The following is a 17,829-nucleotide window of genomic DNA, read 5'->3' as shown; positions in this document are numbered from 1 at the left end:
TCGGAGCGGGTTCCGTCACCGCCGAGGCTTAGGCTCGGAGCATGGCGACGACGCAGCAGAACCCCCTCGACGACCCCGCGGCCGATCCCTTCGCGATCGCCGCCCACGCGGCCGAGCAGCTGGCCGCCGCGACCGGCGTCGCCGTGCACGACATCGCGCTGACGCTGGGCAGCGGATGGGCCAAGGCCGCCGACCTGCTCGGCGAGACGGTGGCGACGATCCCGGCCACCGAGATCGCCGGCTTCAGCGCCCCTGCGCTCACCGGGCACGTCGGCAACCTGCGCAGCATCCGCCTCGCCGACGGCCGTCACGCGCTCGTCATCGGCGCGCGCACGCACTTCTACGAGGGCCACGGCGTGCGTCGTGTGGTGCACTCGGTGCGCACGGCCGCCGCGGCCGGCGCGAAGACCATGGTGCTCACCAACGGCGCCGGCGGCATCAAGGACCACTGGACGCCCGGCACCCCGGTGCTGATCAGCGACCACCTCAACCTGACGGCCGCGTCGCCGCTCGAAGGCGCGACCTTCATCGACCTGACCGACCTCTACTCGGCCCGCCTGCGCGCGGTAGCCCGCGAGGTCGACCCGACGCTCGACGACGGCGTCTACGTGCAGTTCCGCGGGCCGCACTACGAGACCCCGGCCGAGGTGCAGTACGCCAAGACGATCGGCGGGCACATCGTCGGCATGTCGACCGCGCTCGAGGCGATCGCCGCGCGTCAGGCCGGCATGGAGGTGCTCGGATTCTCGCTCATCACGAACCTCGCCGCCGGCATCTCGCCCGACCCGCTGAGTCACGCCGAGGTGCTGCAGGCCGGCAAGGACGCGGAGCCGGTCATCAGCGACCTGCTCGCCCGCGTGGTGGCGAAGCTGTGAGCGACGGCGTGGCCCCGCACTCGACGCTCGCCGCCGCGCGCGCCTGGATCGCGCAGGACCCCGACGAGACCACCCGAGCCGAGCTGCAGAAGCTGGTGGATGCGGCCGGCGACGACGTCGCGACGGTCGCGGCCGATGACGCCGGCGGCGCGGGCGAGCACGCGGCGCACGCCGCCCGCGAGCTGGCCGCCCGCTTCGACGGTCGCCTCGAGTTCGGCACCGCCGGACTGCGCGGCGAGCTCGGCGCCGGGCCGCAGCGCATGAACCGCGTGCTCGTGGCGCAGGCCGCCGCCGGGCTGGCGTCGTTCCTGCTCGCGCGCGAGTCGCATCCGACGATCGTGGTCGGCTTCGACGGACGCCACAACAGCGAGGTCTTCGCCCGCGACACGGTCGAGCTCATGCAGGGCGCCGGCGTCGACGCCCGACTGATGCCGCGCCGCCTGCCGACGCCCGTGCTCGCCTTCGCCGTGCGCCGCCTCGACGCGAGCGCCGGCGTCATGGTCACCGCGAGCCACAACCCGGCCCGCGACAACGGCTACAAGGTCTACCTCGGCGGCGCGGACGCGGGTTCGCAGATCGTGTCGCCCTCCGATGGCGAGATCCAGGCCGAGATCCTGCGCGTCGCGGCCGGATCGATCGCCGACCTGCCGCGCTCCGACGCCTGGCAGCTCGTCGACGAGTCCGTCGTCGACGAGTACGTGTCGACCACAGCCGCCGTCGCGAGCGACGCGGCACGGCCCATCCCCTTCGTCTACACGGCCATGCACGGCGTCGGCTACGAGACGGCCGCGCGCGTGTTCGCCGCTGCCGGCTTCGGCGAGCCGGTCGTCGTCGCCGAGCAGCGCGATCCCGACCCCGACTTCCCGACGGTCCCCTTCCCCAACCCGGAGGAGGAGGGCGCGATGGATCTGTCGTTCGCGCTCGCGGCCCGCAGCGGGGTGAAGCTGATCATCGCGAACGACCCCGATGCCGACCGGCTCGCGGTCGGCATCCCCGACGCCTCGACGACCGAGGGCTGGCGCCGCCTCACCGGCAACGAAGTCGGGCTGCTGCTCGGCGATCGCGCCGCGCGGCTGGCGGTCGCCGCGGTGGCGGATGCGGCGGATGCGGACGCGTCCGGCCCGGATGCGACCCCGCGCCCGATCGGGACGCTCGCCTGCTCGCTCGTCTCCTCCCCCGGCCTCGGCGCGATCGCGCGTGCCGCCGGGCTCGACCACGCCGAGACGCTCACCGGCTTCAAGTGGATCTCGCGCGCACCCGAGCTCGCCTTCGGCTTCGAGGAGGCGCTCGGCTACCTGGTGAACCCGGGCAGCATCCGCGACAAGGACGGCATCTCGGCAGCGGTCGCGCTGCTCGACCTCGCCGCCGGGCTGGATGCCGAGGGCCGCACGATCGCCGACGCGCTCGACGATCTGGCCGAGCGCGTCGGCGGCTACGCCTCGGGGCAGATCTCGATCCGCGTCGCCGAGCTGGCCGACATCCCGCGGATGGCCGGCGCGCTGCGCGCCGCGCCGCCGACGTCGATCGGCGGCGTCGCCGTGGTCTCGGCCGAGGACTTCCTCGAGGGGGTCGGCGATTACCCGAAGGGCGACATCCTGCGCTATCGGCTCGAGGGCGACGGCCGCGTGATCGTGCGCCCGAGCGGCACAGAGCCGAAGCTCAAGGTCTACATCGACGCGGCATCCACGACCGGCCCGGGCGCCGAGCGCCTGGCCGCCGCGCGCGAGCTCGTCGCGCGACTCGATACGGGGATGCGCGAGCTGCTGAGCTGAACCCGGGCGAGGTCAGCCGAGGGCGGACTCGAGCTTCGTCGTCAGCTCGGCCGTGTCGAAGTAGTTGTCGATCACGATGACGTCGGCGAAGGTCTTTCCGATCTGCGCCACGAACTCGGGACTCGTCAGGATGACCTGCGCGTCATCCGCCTCGGCCTGCAGCGAGTCGAGGTCGGTCGCGACGACGGCCGCCGTGATGCCGAGCCGCTGCAGCACGCGCTCGGCATTCACCTTGAGGATGCCGCTGGTGCCGATTCCGGCGCCGCAGATCGCCACGATCTTCATGGGCACGATGATGGCACGCGCGCACCGCGTGACGGGACCTCAGCGTTCTCGACCGGAGCAGCCGACCGACGGAGCAGCCGGTCAGCCGGGTCAGCCGGGTCAGCCGGTCAGCCGGGTCAGCCGGGTCAGCCGGCGAGGATCGCGCGCACCGCATCCGCGTCGTCGGCGGCGGCGAGGCGCTCGGTCGTGTCCGAGTCGTTGAACACGTTCGCGAGGTCGGCGATCGCCGTCAGGTGCCGCGCCGGCGTCGCGACCGCGAGACCGAGCACGACCCGCACCGGATCGTTCTGCGGATGCCCGAACAGCACCGGCTCGGCCAGCGTGACGACCGAGAGGCCGTCGGCCAGCACATCCGGCCCCGGGCGGGCGTGCGCGAGCGCGAGTCCGGGCGAGATCACGGCGTAGGGGCCGTGCTCGTCGATCATGCGCACCATCGCGTCGCTGTACGCGGGGCGGGCGGCGCCGCCGCGCACGAGCGCATCGCCGGCCAGCCGGATCGCGGCACGCCAGTCCGCGGCCTCGCCGCGGATCACGATCACCTCGTCGCCGAGAGGGGGAAGAGCCATCTCAGTCGAGACCGAAGCCCTCTTCGATGCGGGCCTGCAGCTCGACGCGGTCTTCGAGCGGCAGGAAGGCGCCCTCGGCCGCGTTGAGCTGGAAGGTGAGCAGGTCGTCGAGGTCGTAGCCGAAGGCATCCGACAGCAGACCCAGCTCCCGGGTGAGCGAGGTTCCGCTCATGAGGCGGTTGTCGGTGTTCACCGTGACCGCGAAGCCGAGCTGGTACAGCGTGTCGAAGGGGTGGTCGTCGAAGTCGGATCCCCACGCGGCGAAGGCGCCGGTCTGCAGGTTCGAGCTGGGGCTGACCTCGAGCGGCATGCGGCGGTCGCGCACCCACTGGGCGAGGCGGCCGAGACGCACGCCTACGGCCTCGCCGTCGTCGCTGACGATCTCGATGTCCTCGCGGATGCGCACGCCGTGGCCGAGACGCAGCGCGTGCCCGTCGATCAGGGCGCTGCGGATGGAGGCGAGCCCGGCGGCCTCGCCCGCGTGCACGGTGATGGGGAGCCCTTCGCTGAGCAGCAGGTCGAAGGCGTCCTTCATGCGGCTGGGCGGGAAGCCGTCCTCGGGGCCGGCGATGTCGAAGCCGTGCACCCCGTCGTCGCGGTGTCGCAGCGCGAGCTCGGCGATCTCGACGCCGTTGTCGAGGTGGCGCATGGCGCTCACCAGCTGACCGGCGCGGATCCAGCCGCCGTTCGCCTCGACGCTCGCGACGGCCTCGTCGATGCCGGCCTGCACGGCCTCGACCGCCGCATCCGTCGAGAGGCCCTGCTGCACGTGCTGCTCGGGTGCCCAGCGCAGCTCGCCGTAGAGCACGCCATCGGCGTGCAGGTCTTCGACGAACTCGCGGGCGACGCGGCGCAGACCCTCCTCGGTCTGCATGACGGCGATCGTGAGGTCGAAGGTCTTGAGGTACTCGACCAGGCTGCCCGAGTCGGACTGGGCACGGAACCAGGCTCCGAGCGCCTCGGGGTCGCTCTCGGGCACCGCGACGCCGGCTTCGGCGCCGAGCTCGATGATGGTGCCGGGGCGCAGGCCGCCGTCGAGGTGGTCGTGCAGGGAGACCTTGGGCAGGTCGACGAGGGCGACGCCCTCGACTGCGGTGCTCGGAGTGGCGGCGGAGGCGTCGGTCATGGGGTCAAATCTACCCGCCCTGACCCGCCCCGATCCTGCGCGGATGCGACTGCCGCAGCCGTGCACGCATGTGCGGCCGGTCTGGGCGCGACGCCGTCGGGCGCGTGCGCCGGCGACCGCGAACGGGAGGGATGATGGAGCCGTGACCCGACGCATCCTGCTCGACTGCGACCCCGGCCATGACGACGCGATCGCGATCCTGCTCGCCGCCGGCGACCCCGGCGTCGAGATCGCCGCGATCACGACCGTCAGCGGCAACCAGAGCATCGAGAAGGTGACGCGCAACGCGCTCGCCATCGCCGAGCTCGCCGGCCTCGACCCGGCCGTGCCGATCGCGCGCGGAGCGCACCGCCCGCTGCTGCACGAGGTCGAGTACGCGCCCGAGTACCACGGCGAGTCGGGCCTCGACGGGCCGCAGCTGCCCGAGCCGACGCGCGCGCTCGATCCGCGTCACGGCGCGCAGGTGATCATCGACACGATCATGGGCTCCGAGCCGGGCGAGATCACGCTCGTGCCGACCGGCGCCCTCACCAACGTCGCGCTCGCGGTGCGGCTCGAGCCGCGCATCGTCGACCGCGTGCGCGAGGTGATCTTCATGGGTGGCGGCGTGCACGTCGGCAATCACGGCCCGTTCAGCGAGTTCAACATCGCGATCGACCCCGAGGCGGCGCAGATCGTGATCAGCGCCGGCTGGCCGATCACGATGGTCGGGCTGAATGCGACCCACCAGGCGGTCGTGACGCCCGAGATCCGCGCGAAGCTCGACGCCGTCGGCACCCGCTCGTCCGCCTTCGTCGGCGGCCTGCTCGACTTCTACGGCGCCGCGTACGCCGGGCACGGCTTCGCGCATCCGCCCGTGCACGACCCGGTCACCGTCGCGATGGTCATCGACCCCTCGCTCGTGCGCACTGTCAAGGCCCCGCTCGCGGTCGAGCTGTCCGGGGCCCTGACGAAGGGGATGACGGTCGCCGACCTGCGCGAGCCTGCGCCGGCGACGACGCCCACCTCGGTCGCGCTCGGCGTCGAGAACGAGCGCTTCTGGGATGTCGTGGCCGCGGCGCTCGCCCGCCTGCCCTGACCGCCGAGTCGCCGCGTTCCGAACGCGGCGACTCGGCGCGGATGTCAGACGATGCGGTCGACGATCAGCGGGCGCGCAGCCGGTGCGGTGTCGGCGATCGACCAGGCGCCCGCGACCGACTCGAGCGCGCGCTCGAAGCGGGCCGGGTCCTCGGCGCCGAGGGTGAAGAGCGGGTCGCCCGCCTTGACCGCGGTGCCGGGCTTCACGTGCAGGTCGATTCCGGCCGAGTGGATGACCGGGTCCTGCTTGCGGGCACGGCCGGCGCCGAGACGCCAGGCGGCGATGCCGAAGGGCAGCGCCTCGAGGCGGTCGATCACGCCGTCGCGGTCGGCGACGACCGTGTGGGTCTCGCTCGGGGTCGGCAGCTCGGCCTCCGGGTCGCCGCCCTGGGCTCGGATCATCGCGTTCCAGCTGTCCATCGCGCGGCCGTCCTTCAGCGCCTCCGCCGGGTCGGCGTCGGGCAGGCCGGCGAGGTCGAGCATCTCGCGGGCGAGCGCGACGGTCAGCTCGACGACGTCCGCGGGACCGCCGCCGGCGAGCACCTCGACCGACTCGCGCACCTCGTTGGCGTTGCCGATCGCGAGGCCGAGCGGCACATCCATGTCGGTGAGCAGCGCGCGGGTCGCGACGCCGGCGTCCGTGCCCAGGCGCACCATCGTCTCGGCCAGCTCGCGGGCGCGCGCCGGATCCTGCATGAAGGCGCCCGAGCCGAACTTCACGTCGAGCACGAGCGAGGCGGTGCCCTCGGCGATCTTCTTCGACATGATGCTCGACGCGATGAGCGGGATGCACTCGACCGTGCCGGTGATGTCGCGCAGGGCGTAGAGCTTGCCGTCGGCGGGCGCGAGGCCCGATCCGGCCGCGCAGATGACCGCTCCGACCGAGTCGAGCTGGCTCATGAACTCGTCGTTCGAGAGCGCCGCACGCCAGCCGGGGATCGACTCGAGCTTGTCGAGGGTGCCGCCGGTGTGACCGAGGCCGCGGCCCGAGAGCTGCGGCACGGCGACGCCGAACGCGGCGACGAGCGGAGCGAGCGGGAGCGTGATCTTGTCGCCGACCCCGCCGGTGGAGTGCTTGTCGGTCGTCGCCTTCGACAGGCCGGAGAAGTCGAGGCGCTCGCCGCTCGCGATCATCGCGAGGGTGAGGTCACGGATCTCGTCGCGCTGCATCCCGTTGAGGAAGATCGCCATCGTCATGGCCGACATCTGCTCGTCGGCGACGTAGCCGCGGGTGTAGGCGTCGACCAGCCAGTCGATCTGGTCGGTCGTCAGCGCCCCCTTGTCCCGCTTGGTCCGGATGAGATCGACGACATCGAAGCGCTCTACCACCCGACCAGATTACGGCGTGTGACGGCCGGGTGGATGCGCGGCTCAGCTATTCGCGACGGGCGAGGCGAAGTTCATCCAGACCTGGCTGTCAGTGCAGGCGAGGACGCCCGCATCCGGCACGAAGACGGCCGCGAAGGAGTGCGGCGGGTAGATGCGCCAGCCGTCGCCCTTCTCGGTCGCGCAGCCGGTCGCGCCGCCGCCCTGCAGGTTCGCGACGCGCACGACGGCGGTCGCGGTGCCCCCGGGCTGGATCGTGACGGTCTGGATCGCGGGACCGTCGGCCGGGCACTCGGCCGGCACGCCGAGCTGGGTGCCGTCGCCGTGGCCGACGATGACGGGACGGTGCGGTGGAGCTCACGCGCGCGACGCTACGCTCGCGCCTCCCGCGCCCCACCCGCGTCCAGAGGACTCTGCGACAGCGTTGTCAGAGCGTCCAGGCCCGAACCCAGCTGGTCGGACGCGGCGCCCGCATCGGTTCGCTCAGGCCGGCTCCTCGCCGCGGTAGACCGCGAGCGTGCGCGGGCCGAAGGCGTCGGGGATGACCTCGTCGATCGTGCGGATGCCCGAGACCGTGGCCAGCAGCATCCCCTCGGCGGAGTGCTCGAAGAGCAGCTGACGGCAGCGTCCGCACGGCATGAGCGCGTCGCCGTTGCCGTCGACGCAGACGAAGGCGGTCAGCTTGCCGCCGCCGGTCATGTGCAGAGCCGACACGAGCGAGCACTCGGCGCAGAGGGTCAGGCCGTAGGAGGCGTTCTCGACGTTCGCCCCGGAGATCACGCGGCCGTCGTCGACGATCGCGGCCACGCCGACGGGGAACTTCGAGTAAGGCACATAGGCGTGCGCCAGCGCCTCGATCGCCACGTCGCGCAGCCCGGCCCAGTCGACCTGGGTCTCGGTCGGGGATTCGGTCTGGTCGGTCATCCGCTCGCCCTCAGCTCTTGATGTACGGCTTGCCGGCGGCCGCCGGTCCGCGCACCTGGCCGACGAGGCCGGCGACCGCGAGCACGGTGATCAGGTACGGCAGCATCAGCAGGAACTCCTTCGGCACGGCGGTCACGCCGGCCGCGCTGAGCGAGTTCTGCAGGCTGGTCGCGAACCCGAAGAGCAGTGCGGCGAGCACGGCCCGCACCGGATCCCAGCGGCCGAAGATGACCGCGGCGAGCGCGATGAATCCGGCGCCGTTCGTCATCTCCTTCGAGAACAGGCCGATCGCGTCGAGCGACAGGTAGGCGCCGCCGATGCCGGCGATCGCGCCGGCGAGCGACACGTTCCAGAAGCGGGTGCGCGCGACGTTGATGCCGACGGTGTCGGCCGCCTTCGGGTGCTCGCCGACCGCGCGCAGGCGCAGGCCCCAGCGGGTCTTGTTGAGGCCGAACCAGACCGCGAAGACGGCGATGTACATGAAATACACCAGCAGCGAGTGCCGGAACAGCAGCGGTCCGACGACCGGGATCTCGCTGAGCAGCGGGATCGGCACGGTCGGGAAGCGCGCGCCGGCGGGGATCTTGTCGAGGTCGATCACGCCCGCGAGGAAGGTCGTGAGTCCCGTCACGAGCACGTTGAGCACCACACCGACGATGACCTGGTCGACCAGGTACTTGATCGAGAACGCGGCCAGCACGAAGGAGACCAGCATCCCCGCCACCGCTGCTGCGACCAGCGCCGCCGCCGCGTTGCCGGTGGCCACGCCGACGAGCGCCGCCGAGAAGGCTCCGAACAGCAGCTGACCCTCGATCGCGACGTTGACGACGCCGACCCGTTCGGAGAGCACGCCGCCGAGCGCGCCGAAGATGAGCGGCGTGCTGACACCGAGCGCGCCCACCAGCAGGCCGGTGAAGGGCAGCAGGCCGTCGGCGACAGCCCAGGTGAGGAACGCGAAGACGAACAGCACCGCGAAGACCACGACCAGCCAGAGCGGCACCTTGGCCGCACGGCCGCGCGCCACGAACACCGCGGCGGCGATCGCGAGCAGCGCGAGCAGCACGGCGGTCACGGCCACGGCCGGCTGGGTGGCGACGGCGATCGGGTCGAACTGCAGCGCGTCACGCGAGGTCGACAGGCCGAAGCGGGTGGTGCCGGTGCGCGGGAACGCGAACGCCGCCAGCAGGGCGAGCAGCGCGAAGACGCCGAGGATGACCGGCGCCTTCGGGCTGCGCACGACCGCCTTCTCGAGCACGATCGGGGCGTCGGCCGCCGGGGCGACCGGGGTGCTGGTCTGGGCGCTCATCGGGCCACCTCCGCCGTGCGGCGCGGTCGTCGGGCCTTCGGCGCGGAGCCGGGGGCCGGGAGTCGGAACACCGCGCGCACGAGCGGCGGCGCGGCGATGAAGAGCACGATGACCGACTGCACCACGACGACGATGTCGATCGGGATGCCCTGCGACGCCTGGATCGTGTAGCCGCCGGCCTTGAGCGCGCCGAAGAGGATGCCGCTGAAGAACACGCCCCAGGGTCGCGACCGCCCGAGCAGCGCGACCGTGATCGCATCGAAGCCGATGCCGGCGTCGATGCCGTCGCCGAAGCCGTCGGTGTTGGTGCCGAGCACCTGGATCGAGCCGGCGAGTCCGACGAGCGCGCCCGAGATGATCATCGCGAGCACGAAGACCCACTTGACGTCGATGCCGGCGACGCGCGCGGCGTGCGGGTTCTCGCCCACCGCGCGGAAGCGGAATCCGGTGCTCGAGCGGTTCAGCAGCCAGGCCACGAACAGCGTCGCGAGGATGACCAGGATGAACCCGACGTTGAGCCGGAACGAGCCGACCTGCGTTCCGCCGTTGAGCGCCGTGAGCAGGTCGCTCAGCGTCGGCATCACGGCGCTGGGGTCGGTGCTCGGCGACTTCGGGTTGCTCGTGCCGGGCGCCTGCAGCGCTCCCGGGGTCTTGAGCAGGAACTGGATCAGGTAGAGCGCGACGTAGTTGAGCATGATCGTGAGGATCACCTCGTGCGCACCCGTGCGGGCCTTGATGAACCCGACGAGACCGCCCCAGATCGCGCCGCCGACGAGGGCGCCGGCGACGGCGACGAGCATGTGGATGAACGGCGGCAGCGGGAACGACCACGAGATCCAGCCGGCGACGGCCGCCGCGATGAGGATCTGGCCGCGTCCGCCGATGTTGAACAGCCCGACGCGGAACGCCACGGCGACGCCGAGTCCGGCGGCGATGAGCGGCGCCGCGAAGGCGAGGGTCTCGGTGATCGGCTTGATGCCGTTGATGAAGCCCGGGCGGCGGAAGTTGTAGACCGCGCCCTGGAACAGGCTCGAGTAGGCGCCGCCGATCGCGTCGCCGATCGCTCGGAACGTGTCGCCGGGCCGGGCGAAGAAGTAGCCGGCGGCCTTCTGCACGTCGGTGTCGGTGACGACGATGAGGATGCTCGCCACGACGAGCGCGAGCACGATCGCGAGCAGCGTCATCAGCCAGTTGCTGGAGAGGATCTCGCGCAGCACCGTGTTCGCCGCGGGCGGCGGGGGCACCGCGCCCGCGGTGGTCGCGGCGGCACCGCCCTCGGCGGCTTCACCGGTCGCGGGCGACGCCTCCGGGTCGGCGGGCGCCGCCGGCTCGGTGTCGGCCAGCGGACCCTGCGCCGACTGCGGCTCGGGGGCGATGGGCGGGACCTGGCCGGGGGTCGGCAGCTGGTCCTCTCCGGGGATCTTCTCGCTCACTGGGCGGCTCCGGTGGTGGTGGCGGAGGTGGCGGACTCGGGGCTCTCGCCGGCCATCATGAGGCCGAGCACGTCGCGCGGCGTATCGCCCGGCACGATGCCGACGATCCCGCCGCGGTACATGACCGCGATGCGGTCGGCGAGCGCGAGCACCTCGTCGAGCTCGGTGGAGACGACGATGATCGGCACGCCCTCGTCGCGGGTGGCGACGATGCGCTTGTGGATGAACTCGATCGAGCCGACGTCGACGCCGCGGGTCGGCTGCGCGGCGACGAAGAGCCGCAGCTCGCGGCTGAGCTCGCGCGCGAGCACGACCTTCTGCTGGTTGCCGCCCGAGAGCCGGCCGACCGGGGTGCCGATGCCCTGGGCGCGGATATCGAACTCGCGGACCTTCTCCTCGGCGAAGGCGTCGAGCACGTCCTTCTGCACGGCGCCGCCGCGCACGAAGGGCGCGCCGTTCGACCGGTCGAGCATCAGGTTCTCGCTGATCGTGAACTCGCCGACCAGGCCGTCTTCGCCACGGTCCTCGGGCACGAAGCCGACACCGGCATCCAGGATGCGGCGGGGCGTGGCGCCGGCGATCTCGACGCCGTCGAGGGTGATCGATCCCTCGGTGCGTGCTTGGAGCCCCAGCAGCGCCTCGGTGAGCTCGGTCTGGCCGTTGCCCTGCACGCCGGCGATCGCGAGGATCTCGCCACGGCGCACCTCGAAGTCGACGTGCGAGACGACGTACTGGTCGAGCGCGTCGATGACCGACAGGTCGCGCACCACGAGCGCCGCTTCCCCCGGATTCGCCGGGGCCTTCTCGACGGTGAGCGAGACGGAGCGGCCGACCATCATGGCGGCGAGCTCCGAGTTGGATGCGGTGGGCGACGCCTCGCCGACGACCTTGCCGAGGCGCACGACGGTGATGCGGTCGGCGACCTCGCGAACCTCGCGCAGCTTGTGGGTGATGAAGACGATCGCGGTGCCCGACTCCTTGAGCTGGCGCATGATGCCCATCAGCTCGTCGGTCTCCTGCGGCGTGAGCACGGCGGTCGGCTCGTCGAAGACGAGCACGCGGGCGTCGCGCGAGAGCGCCTTGATGATCTCGACGCGCTGCTGCACGCCGACCGGCAGGTCTTCGACGCGGGCGTCCGGGTCGACGTCGAAGCCGAAGCGGGCGGAGATCTCGCGCACCTTCGCGCGGGCCGCCGCCAGGTCGAGCAGTCCGCCGGCGCGGGTCTGCTCGTGGCCGAGCATGACGTTCTCGGCGACGGTGAAGACGGGGATGAGCATGAAGTGCTGGTGCACCATGCCGATGCCGGCGGCCATCGCGTCGCCGGGTCCGGAGAAGTGCTGCACGGCGTCGTCGAGCAGGATGCTGCCCTCGTCGGCCTGGTAGAGGCCGTAGAGCACGTTCATCAGCGTGGACTTGCCCGCGCCGTTCTCGCCGAGGAGGCAGTGGATCTCGCCGGGCTCGACCACCAGGTCGATGTGGTCATTCGCCACCAGAGCGCCGAAGCGCTTGGTGATGCCCTGGAGTTCGAGCTTCATGTCGTCAATCTATGTCGCCGGATGGTGCCGGGGAAACCGGGGCGGCACGTCGTCGTGCGCTCCGGGAAGGGTAGCCGAGCGGCGGAGGGATGGGGGCCGCGCGGTGCGCTCGCCCGACGGGTGCGGTCGGGCGGCGAGGTGGTGCGGACGAGTTCGGGGAGGCCGGGCCAGCCGACCTCCCCGATGCACGTCAGGTGCGCGGCGCCTTACTTGGGCGACGCCTTCGAGGTGACCTTGATGTCACCCGAGATGATCTTCGCCTTGATGGCGTCGAGCTCACCCTGCAGACCCGAGTCGACCTTCGACTCGAAGTCGTGGAAGGGGGCCAGGCCGACGCCGTCGTTCTTCAGGGTTCCGACGAACGGGGTGTTGTCGAACTTGTCGTCGGCCGCGGCCTTGACGACGTCCTCCACACCGGCGGCGATGCCCTTGGTGACCGAGGTCAGCAGCAGGTCCTTCACCGACGGGTCGGAGAGGTAGACGTCGGCGTCGACGCCGATGAGGGCGATGTCGCCGCCCTTGCCGCGGATCGCCTCGGCGGCGCTCTGGTAGATCGGACCGCCGACCGGCATCAGCACGTCGGCGTTCTGGTCGAGCAGGCCCTGGGCCGCCGTCTTCGCCTCGACGCCGGCCGCGAAGCCGCCGGTGAAGACGCCGTTCTGGCTGTCCTTGTCCCAGCCGACGACCTTGACGTCCTTCTTCTTGGTCTCGTTGAAGTACTTCACGCCGTCGACGAAGCCGTCCATGAAGATCGTGACGGGCGGGATCGGGATGCCGCCGAAGGTGCCGACGACGCCGGTCTTCGAGTAGCTGGCGGCGGCGTAGCCGCCGAGGAAAGCGGCCTGAGCCGTGTCGAAGAGGATCGGCTTGCCGTTCTTCACGTCGACCTTGCCGTCACCCGTCGGCTTGCCGTCGTCGCCGGTGGCGCCCTCGTTGTCGAGGCCGTCGTCGATGCTGGCGAACTCGACGTCGGCGTTGTCCTTCGCGGCGGTGATCGTCGCGGCCGACAGCTTGAAGCCGACGGTGACGATGAGGTTGCAGCCCTCGTCGAGCAGGTTGTCGATGTTCGGCTTGTAGTCGTCTTCGCTCGACGACTCGACGTTCTTGTACTTCGCGCCGATGTCGTCGGCGCCCTTCTTCAGACCCTCGAGACCCGACTCGTTGAACGAGTGGTCGTCGTAGCCGCCGTCGTCGGAGACCATGCAGGGAAGGAAGTCGGACTTGGCGCTGCTGTCGCCCGAGTCGCTGGGCGCGCTGGCGCATCCGGTGAGCACGAGCACGCTCGCGCCGAGGGTGGCCAGGCCGGCGAGACCGGTCTTGCGCAGGGTGATTGTCACGTGGGGTCCTCCTGGGAAGCGCGGGCATGGTGAGAGCCCGCCGGATTTGGGGACACGTTACCCCGCGTCACAGGTGACGAAAGCCCCGGTCCCGGGGTCGAGTCGGAAGCGTTACAAAGCCGCGTCCGCCGCGAAACGAGACGGAAACCGGATGCGCGCGGCGCCGCCCGATCACGCCGTGCTCGGCGCCGGGACGGGCGGCGTCAGAGGAGGCCGGAACGCCCCTGCGCCTTGATCGCCTCGACCGTCTGCTTGACCCGCTGCGCGTGCTCGGTCGTGGTGACCAGCAGCGCGTCCTCGGTGTCGACGACGACGACGTCGCGCAGGCCGATGAGCGACACGAGCCGCCCGCCGCTCGCGACCACCAGACCGGAGCTGTCGTCGGCGATGACCTGGTCCGCGTCGCCGAGCGTCACGAGCTGGTTCGGCCGCCCGGCGGCGCCGAGGCGGGCGATCGTCGCGAAGTCGCCGACGTCGTGCCAGGTGAAGCGGCCGGGCACGACCGCGAGGCGTCCGGCCGCGGCGGCCGGCTCGGCCACCGAGTAGTCGATCGCGATCTTCGGCAGCGCCGGCCAGATGCGCGCGACGGCCTCGGCTCGGGCATCCGTGTCCCACACCGCGGCGAGCTCCTCGAGACCCGCCACGAGCTCGGGCTGCTCGATGCGCATCCGCTCGAGCAGCACGTCGGCCCGGGAGACGAACATGCCCGCGTTCCACAGGTAGTCGCCGGTCGCGAGGTAGCCGATCGCCGTCTCGAGGTCGGGCTTCTCGACGAAGCTGTCGACCTGCAGCACGCCCGGCACGTCGGCGAGCGCGCTCGTCGCGCGGATGTAGCCGAAGCCGGTCGCGGGCTCGGTCGGCGGCACGCCGATCGTGGCGATGTAGCCGGCGTCGGCCACCGCGACCGCCTGGCGCACGGCCTGCCCGAAGGCGGCGACGCCGCGGATGACGTGGTCGGCGTGGAACGAGCCGACGATCACGTCGGGCTCGCGGCGCACGAGGATCGCCGCCGCCAACCCGATGGCCGCCGACGACTCGCGCGGCTCGTCCTCGAGCACCAGGTTCTCGTCATCCAGCTCAGGCAGCTGCTCGCGCACCGCATCCGCGTGCGCGCGCCCGGTCACGACGAGGATGCGGCCCTCGCCGCTCAGCGGGGCGACGCGCTGCCAGGTGTCGCGCAGCAGGCTCTCGCCGCTGCCGCTCAGCGGATGCAGGAACTTCGGCGCCCCGGCCCGCGACAGCGGCCAGAGACGCGACCCGACGCCGCCGGCCGGGATCACGGCGTGGAAGCGGTCGAGACCGGGCGAGGGAGCGCTCATGCCCGTCACCGTACCCGGCGGCGTCTGAGCATCCCGCGACATCCGCGGCCCGGTGCCTGAGCGCTCGTTCAGACGGCTGTCGCCCGCTCGCCCTCGCACGGATGTCTCGACGTCGAGAGAGGTTAGGCCCGCCTGACCTGCGGCACCCTCGAGCCGGGCCTAGACTCGGAGCAGCTCCGCAGCAGAAGCGACACCCTTCGCACACCACCCTGCGCCGGGCGGAGCTCCAAGGAGGGACTCCCGTGTCGAGCCAGGTTCAATCCGGCCCCGCCACCGCCCCCCGCATCCCCTCACCGAAGCGCCCCGCAGGAACCCTGTACCGCGGCCGCGAGGGAATGTGGTCGTGGGTGCTGCATCGGATCACCGGTACCGCGATCTACTTCTTCCTCCTGGTGCACATCCTCGACACCGCACTCGTGCGCATCAGCCCCGACGCCTACGACGCCGTGATCAACACGTACAAGACGCCGGTCATGGGCATCGGCGAGGCCGGCCTGGTCGCCGCGATCGTGTTCCACGCCTTCAACGGCCTGCGCATCATCCTCATCGACCTCACCGCGTGGGGCGCGCGCCACCAGCGGCTCATGTTCTGGATCGTCGTCGGCCTCTGGGCCGTGACGATGGCCGGCTTCCTGCCGCGCCACCTCAGCGTCGTCTTCGGAGGCCACTGATGACCGCCACGATCCCCGCACCGCGCTCGAGCTCCTCCCGACCCCGCAAGGTCAACTGGGAGAAGTGGGGCTGGCTCTACATGCGCATCAGCGGCGTGCTGCTGCTCGTGCTCGTCTTCGGCCACCTCTTCGTCAACCTCGTCGCCGGCGACGGCGTGCACGCGATCGACTTCGCGTTCGTCGCGGGCAAGTGGGCCGACCCGTTCTGGGTCGTCTGGGACACCCTCATGCTCTGGCTCGCGCTCATCCACGGCGCCAACGGCATGCGCACCCTCACCAACGACTACGCCCGCGGGCGCCTGCGCAAGGTGCTGCTCGGGGCGATCCTCGTCTCCACCATCGTGCTGATCCTTCTCGGGAGCCTCGTGATCTTCACCTTCGACCCCTGCATCGGAGCCGCCCAGGGCGGCGACCTCGCCCAGTTCTGCGCGGCGAAGGGCTGAGCGGCATGGAATTCGAAGACGGAGCCGTCATCGACGGCGTGACGTACCACCAGTACGACGTGGTGATCGTCGGCGCCGGCGGCGCCGGCATGCGCGCGGCCATCGAGGCCGGCCCGCAGGTCAAGACCGCGGTCATCACGAAGCTCTACCCCACCCGCTCGCACACCGGCGCGGCGCAGGGCGGCATGGCCGCAGCGCTCGCCAACGTCGAGGAGGACAGCTGGGAGTGGCACACCTTCGACACGGTCAAGGGCGGTGACTACCTGGTCGACCAGGATGCCGCCGAGATCCTCGCGAAGGAGGCCATCGACGCGGTCCTCGACCTCGAGAACATGGGCCTGCCCTTCAACCGCACCCCCGAGGGCAAGATCGACCAGCGCCGCTTCGGCGGTCACACCCGCGACCACGGCAAGGCGCCCGTGCGCCGCGCCTGCTACGCGGCCGACCGCACCGGCCACATGATCCTGCAGACGCTGTTCCAGAACTGCGTCAAGCTCGGCGTCGAGTTCTACAACGAGTACTACGCGCTCGACATGGTCATGACCGAGGTGGATGGCGTGGAGCAGCCCTCGGGCATCGTCGCCTACGAGCTCGCGACCGGCGCGATCCACGTCTTCCAGGCGAAGGCGATCATCTACGCGACCGGCGGCTTCGGCAAGGTCTACAAGACCACCTCGAACGCCCACACCCTCACCGGTGACGGCGTCGGCATCATCTGGCGCAAGAAGCTGCCGCTCGAGGACATGGAGTTCTTCCAGTTCCACCCGACCGGCCTGGCCGGCCTCGGCATCCTGCTGACCGAGGGCGCCCGCGGCGAGGGCGCGATCCTGCGCAACGCCTCGGGCGAGCGCTTCATGGAGCGCTACGCCCCGACCATCAAGGACCTCGCGCCGCGCGACATCGTCGCGCGCTGCATGGTGCAGGAGGTCGCGGAGGGCCGCGGCGCCGGCCCGCACAAGGACTACGTGCTGCTCGACTGCACCCACCTGGGCGCCGAGGTGCTCGAGACCAAGCTGCCCGACATCACCGAGTTCGCCCGCACCTACCTCGGCGTCGACCCGGTCGTCGAGCCGGTTCCGGTCATGCCGACCGCGCATTACGCGATGGGCGGCATCCCGACCAACGTGAGCGCCGAGGTGCTGCGCGACAACACCACCGTCGTGCCCGGCCTCTACGCCGCCGGCGAGTGCGCCTGCGTCTCGGTGCACGGCTCGAACCGCCTCGGCACCAACTCGCTGCTCGACATCAACGTCTTCGGCAAGCGCGCGGGCAACAACGCCGCCGCCTACGCCAAGACCGCCGAGTTCACGCCGCTGCCCGAGGACCCGGCCAAGTTCGTGCGCGAGCTCGTCGAGACCACGCGCAACGCGACCGGCACCGAGCGCATCGCCTCCCTCCGCAAGGAGCTGCAGGAGGAGATGGACAAGAACGCGCAGGTGTTCCGCACCGACGAGTCGCTCGCCAAGGTGACCGAGACCATCCACTCGCTGCGTCAGCGCTACCAGCAGATCTCGGTGCAGGACAAGGGTCACCGCTACAACACCGACCTGCTCGAGGCGATCGAGCTCGGCTTCCTGCTCGACCTCGCCGAGGTCGTCGTGTTCTCCGCCCGCAACCGCAAGGAGAGCCGCGGCGGCCATATGCGCGACGACTTCCCGAAGCGCGACGACGAGAACTACATGAAGCACACGATGGCGTATCTGACCGGCGACCCGCACTCCGCCGACGCCGCCGACCACATCACCCTCGACTGGAAGCCCGTGGTCGTCACGAACTACCAGCCGATGGAGCGCAAGTACTGATGGCCGGCTCGCCGACCTTCCGTGACGAGAGG

The 17,829-nt window shown here is 71.3% G+C and carries 17 protein-coding genes; 6 read left to right on the top strand and 11 right to left on the bottom strand.

The window, feature by feature from the left end:
• Positions 1-41 precede the first annotated feature (41 nt).
• Complete coding sequence (locus BJ979_RS06650; RefSeq protein ID WP_179566398.1) at positions 42-875, top strand: purine-nucleoside phosphorylase; 834 nt, start codon at positions 42-44, stop codon at positions 873-875.
• Entirely contained in the window at positions 872-2,647 is a 1,776-nt protein-coding gene (locus BJ979_RS06645) for a phospho-sugar mutase (RefSeq protein ID WP_343046621.1), read from the top strand. The genes BJ979_RS06650 and BJ979_RS06645 overlap by 4 nt, the downstream gene beginning before the upstream one ends.
• 12 nt (positions 2,648-2,659) lie before the next feature.
• Here the strand turns inward: BJ979_RS06645 and BJ979_RS06640 are convergent, their stop codons facing one another.
• From BJ979_RS06640 to BJ979_RS06630, 3 genes are all read right to left on the bottom strand, one after another.
• The gene (locus BJ979_RS06640; RefSeq protein WP_179566396.1) at positions 2,660-2,932 is read right to left on the bottom strand and encodes a PTS sugar transporter subunit IIB; all 273 of its coding nucleotides are present in this window, start codon (positions 2,930-2,932) and stop codon (positions 2,660-2,662) included.
• 125 nt (positions 2,933-3,057) lie between these two features.
• The gene (locus BJ979_RS06635; RefSeq protein WP_179566394.1) at positions 3,058-3,498 is read right to left on the bottom strand and encodes a PTS sugar transporter subunit IIA; all 441 of its coding nucleotides are present in this window, start codon (positions 3,496-3,498) and stop codon (positions 3,058-3,060) included.
• A gap of 1 nt (position 3,499) precedes the next feature.
• On the bottom strand, positions 3,500-4,624 hold the full coding sequence (locus BJ979_RS06630; protein WP_179566392.1) for an adenosine deaminase: 1,125 nt from the start codon (positions 4,622-4,624) through the stop codon (positions 3,500-3,502).
• A gap of 142 nt (positions 4,625-4,766) precedes the next feature.
• Between BJ979_RS06630 and BJ979_RS06625 the strand changes: the two genes are divergently transcribed.
• Positions 4,767-5,702, top strand: a complete 936-nt coding sequence (locus BJ979_RS06625) for a nucleoside hydrolase (protein ID WP_179566390.1) — start codon at positions 4,767-4,769, stop codon at positions 5,700-5,702.
• 44 nt (positions 5,703-5,746) lie between these two features.
• On the opposite strand, the gene BJ979_RS06620 is transcribed toward BJ979_RS06625, so the two are convergent.
• The 8 genes from BJ979_RS06620 to BJ979_RS06585 form a co-directional block, all read right to left on the bottom strand.
• Entirely contained in the window at positions 5,747-7,030 is a 1,284-nt protein-coding gene (locus tag BJ979_RS06620; protein WP_179566388.1) for a thymidine phosphorylase, read from the bottom strand.
• Between the two features lie 42 nt (positions 7,031-7,072).
• The gene (locus BJ979_RS06615) at positions 7,073-7,363 is read right to left on the bottom strand and encodes a DUF4232 domain-containing protein (protein ID WP_343046775.1); all 291 of its coding nucleotides are present in this window, start codon (positions 7,361-7,363) and stop codon (positions 7,073-7,075) included.
• A 147-nt stretch (positions 7,364-7,510) separates the two neighbouring features.
• Complete coding sequence (locus tag BJ979_RS06610) at positions 7,511-7,951, bottom strand: cytidine deaminase (RefSeq protein WP_179566384.1); 441 nt, start codon at positions 7,949-7,951, stop codon at positions 7,511-7,513.
• 10 nt (positions 7,952-7,961) lie between these two features.
• A complete protein-coding gene (locus BJ979_RS06605) occupies positions 7,962-9,257 on the bottom strand; it encodes an ABC transporter permease (protein WP_179566382.1) in 1,296 nt (431 codons plus the stop codon).
• Positions 9,254-10,690: an ABC transporter permease gene (locus BJ979_RS06600; RefSeq protein ID WP_343046620.1), complete on the bottom strand. Its 1,437-nt coding sequence runs from the start codon at positions 10,688-10,690 to the stop codon at positions 9,254-9,256. Before BJ979_RS06600 ends, BJ979_RS06605 begins: the two co-directional genes overlap by 4 nt.
• Positions 10,687-12,225 carry an ABC transporter ATP-binding protein gene (locus BJ979_RS06595; RefSeq protein ID WP_179566380.1) on the bottom strand — a complete coding sequence of 513 codons (1,539 nt, stop codon included), beginning with the start codon at positions 12,223-12,225 and terminating at the stop codon, positions 10,687-10,689. Before BJ979_RS06595 ends, BJ979_RS06600 begins: the two co-directional genes overlap by 4 nt.
• Before the next feature lie 206 nt (positions 12,226-12,431).
• A complete protein-coding gene (locus BJ979_RS06590) occupies positions 12,432-13,562 on the bottom strand; it encodes a BMP family lipoprotein (protein ID WP_179566378.1) in 1,131 nt (376 codons plus the stop codon).
• Positions 13,563-13,765: 203 nt separating this feature from the next.
• The gene (locus BJ979_RS06585) at positions 13,766-14,881 is read right to left on the bottom strand and encodes a mannose-1-phosphate guanylyltransferase (protein ID WP_179566376.1); all 1,116 of its coding nucleotides are present in this window, start codon (positions 14,879-14,881) and stop codon (positions 13,766-13,768) included.
• A gap of 242 nt (positions 14,882-15,123) precedes the next feature.
• On the opposite strand from BJ979_RS06585, the gene sdhC reads away from it, so the two are divergent.
• The 3 genes from sdhC to sdhA are packed head-to-tail and all read left to right on the top strand — an operon-like array spanning position 15,124 to position 17,797.
• On the top strand, positions 15,124-15,552 hold the full coding sequence (sdhC, locus tag BJ979_RS17540; protein WP_343046619.1) for a succinate dehydrogenase, cytochrome b556 subunit: 429 nt from the start codon (positions 15,124-15,126) through the stop codon (positions 15,550-15,552).
• A complete protein-coding gene (locus BJ979_RS06575) occupies positions 15,552-15,995 on the top strand; it encodes a succinate dehydrogenase hydrophobic membrane anchor subunit (protein ID WP_179566372.1) in 444 nt (147 codons plus the stop codon). Before sdhC ends, BJ979_RS06575 begins: the two co-directional genes overlap by 1 nt.
• A 5-nt stretch (positions 15,996-16,000) precedes the next feature.
• A complete protein-coding gene (gene sdhA / locus BJ979_RS06570; RefSeq protein WP_179566370.1) occupies positions 16,001-17,797 on the top strand; it encodes a succinate dehydrogenase flavoprotein subunit in 1,797 nt (598 codons plus the stop codon).
• Positions 17,798-17,829: the final 32 nt, after the last annotated feature.

The organism is Schumannella luteola, assembly GCF_013408685.1.
In the GTDB taxonomy this organism is placed as follows: Bacteria; Actinomycetota; Actinomycetes; order Actinomycetales; family Microbacteriaceae; genus Schumannella; species Schumannella luteola.
The sequence above is the reverse complement of the archived record's forward strand: the minus strand, read 5'-3'. Positions and strand labels throughout refer to the sequence as shown.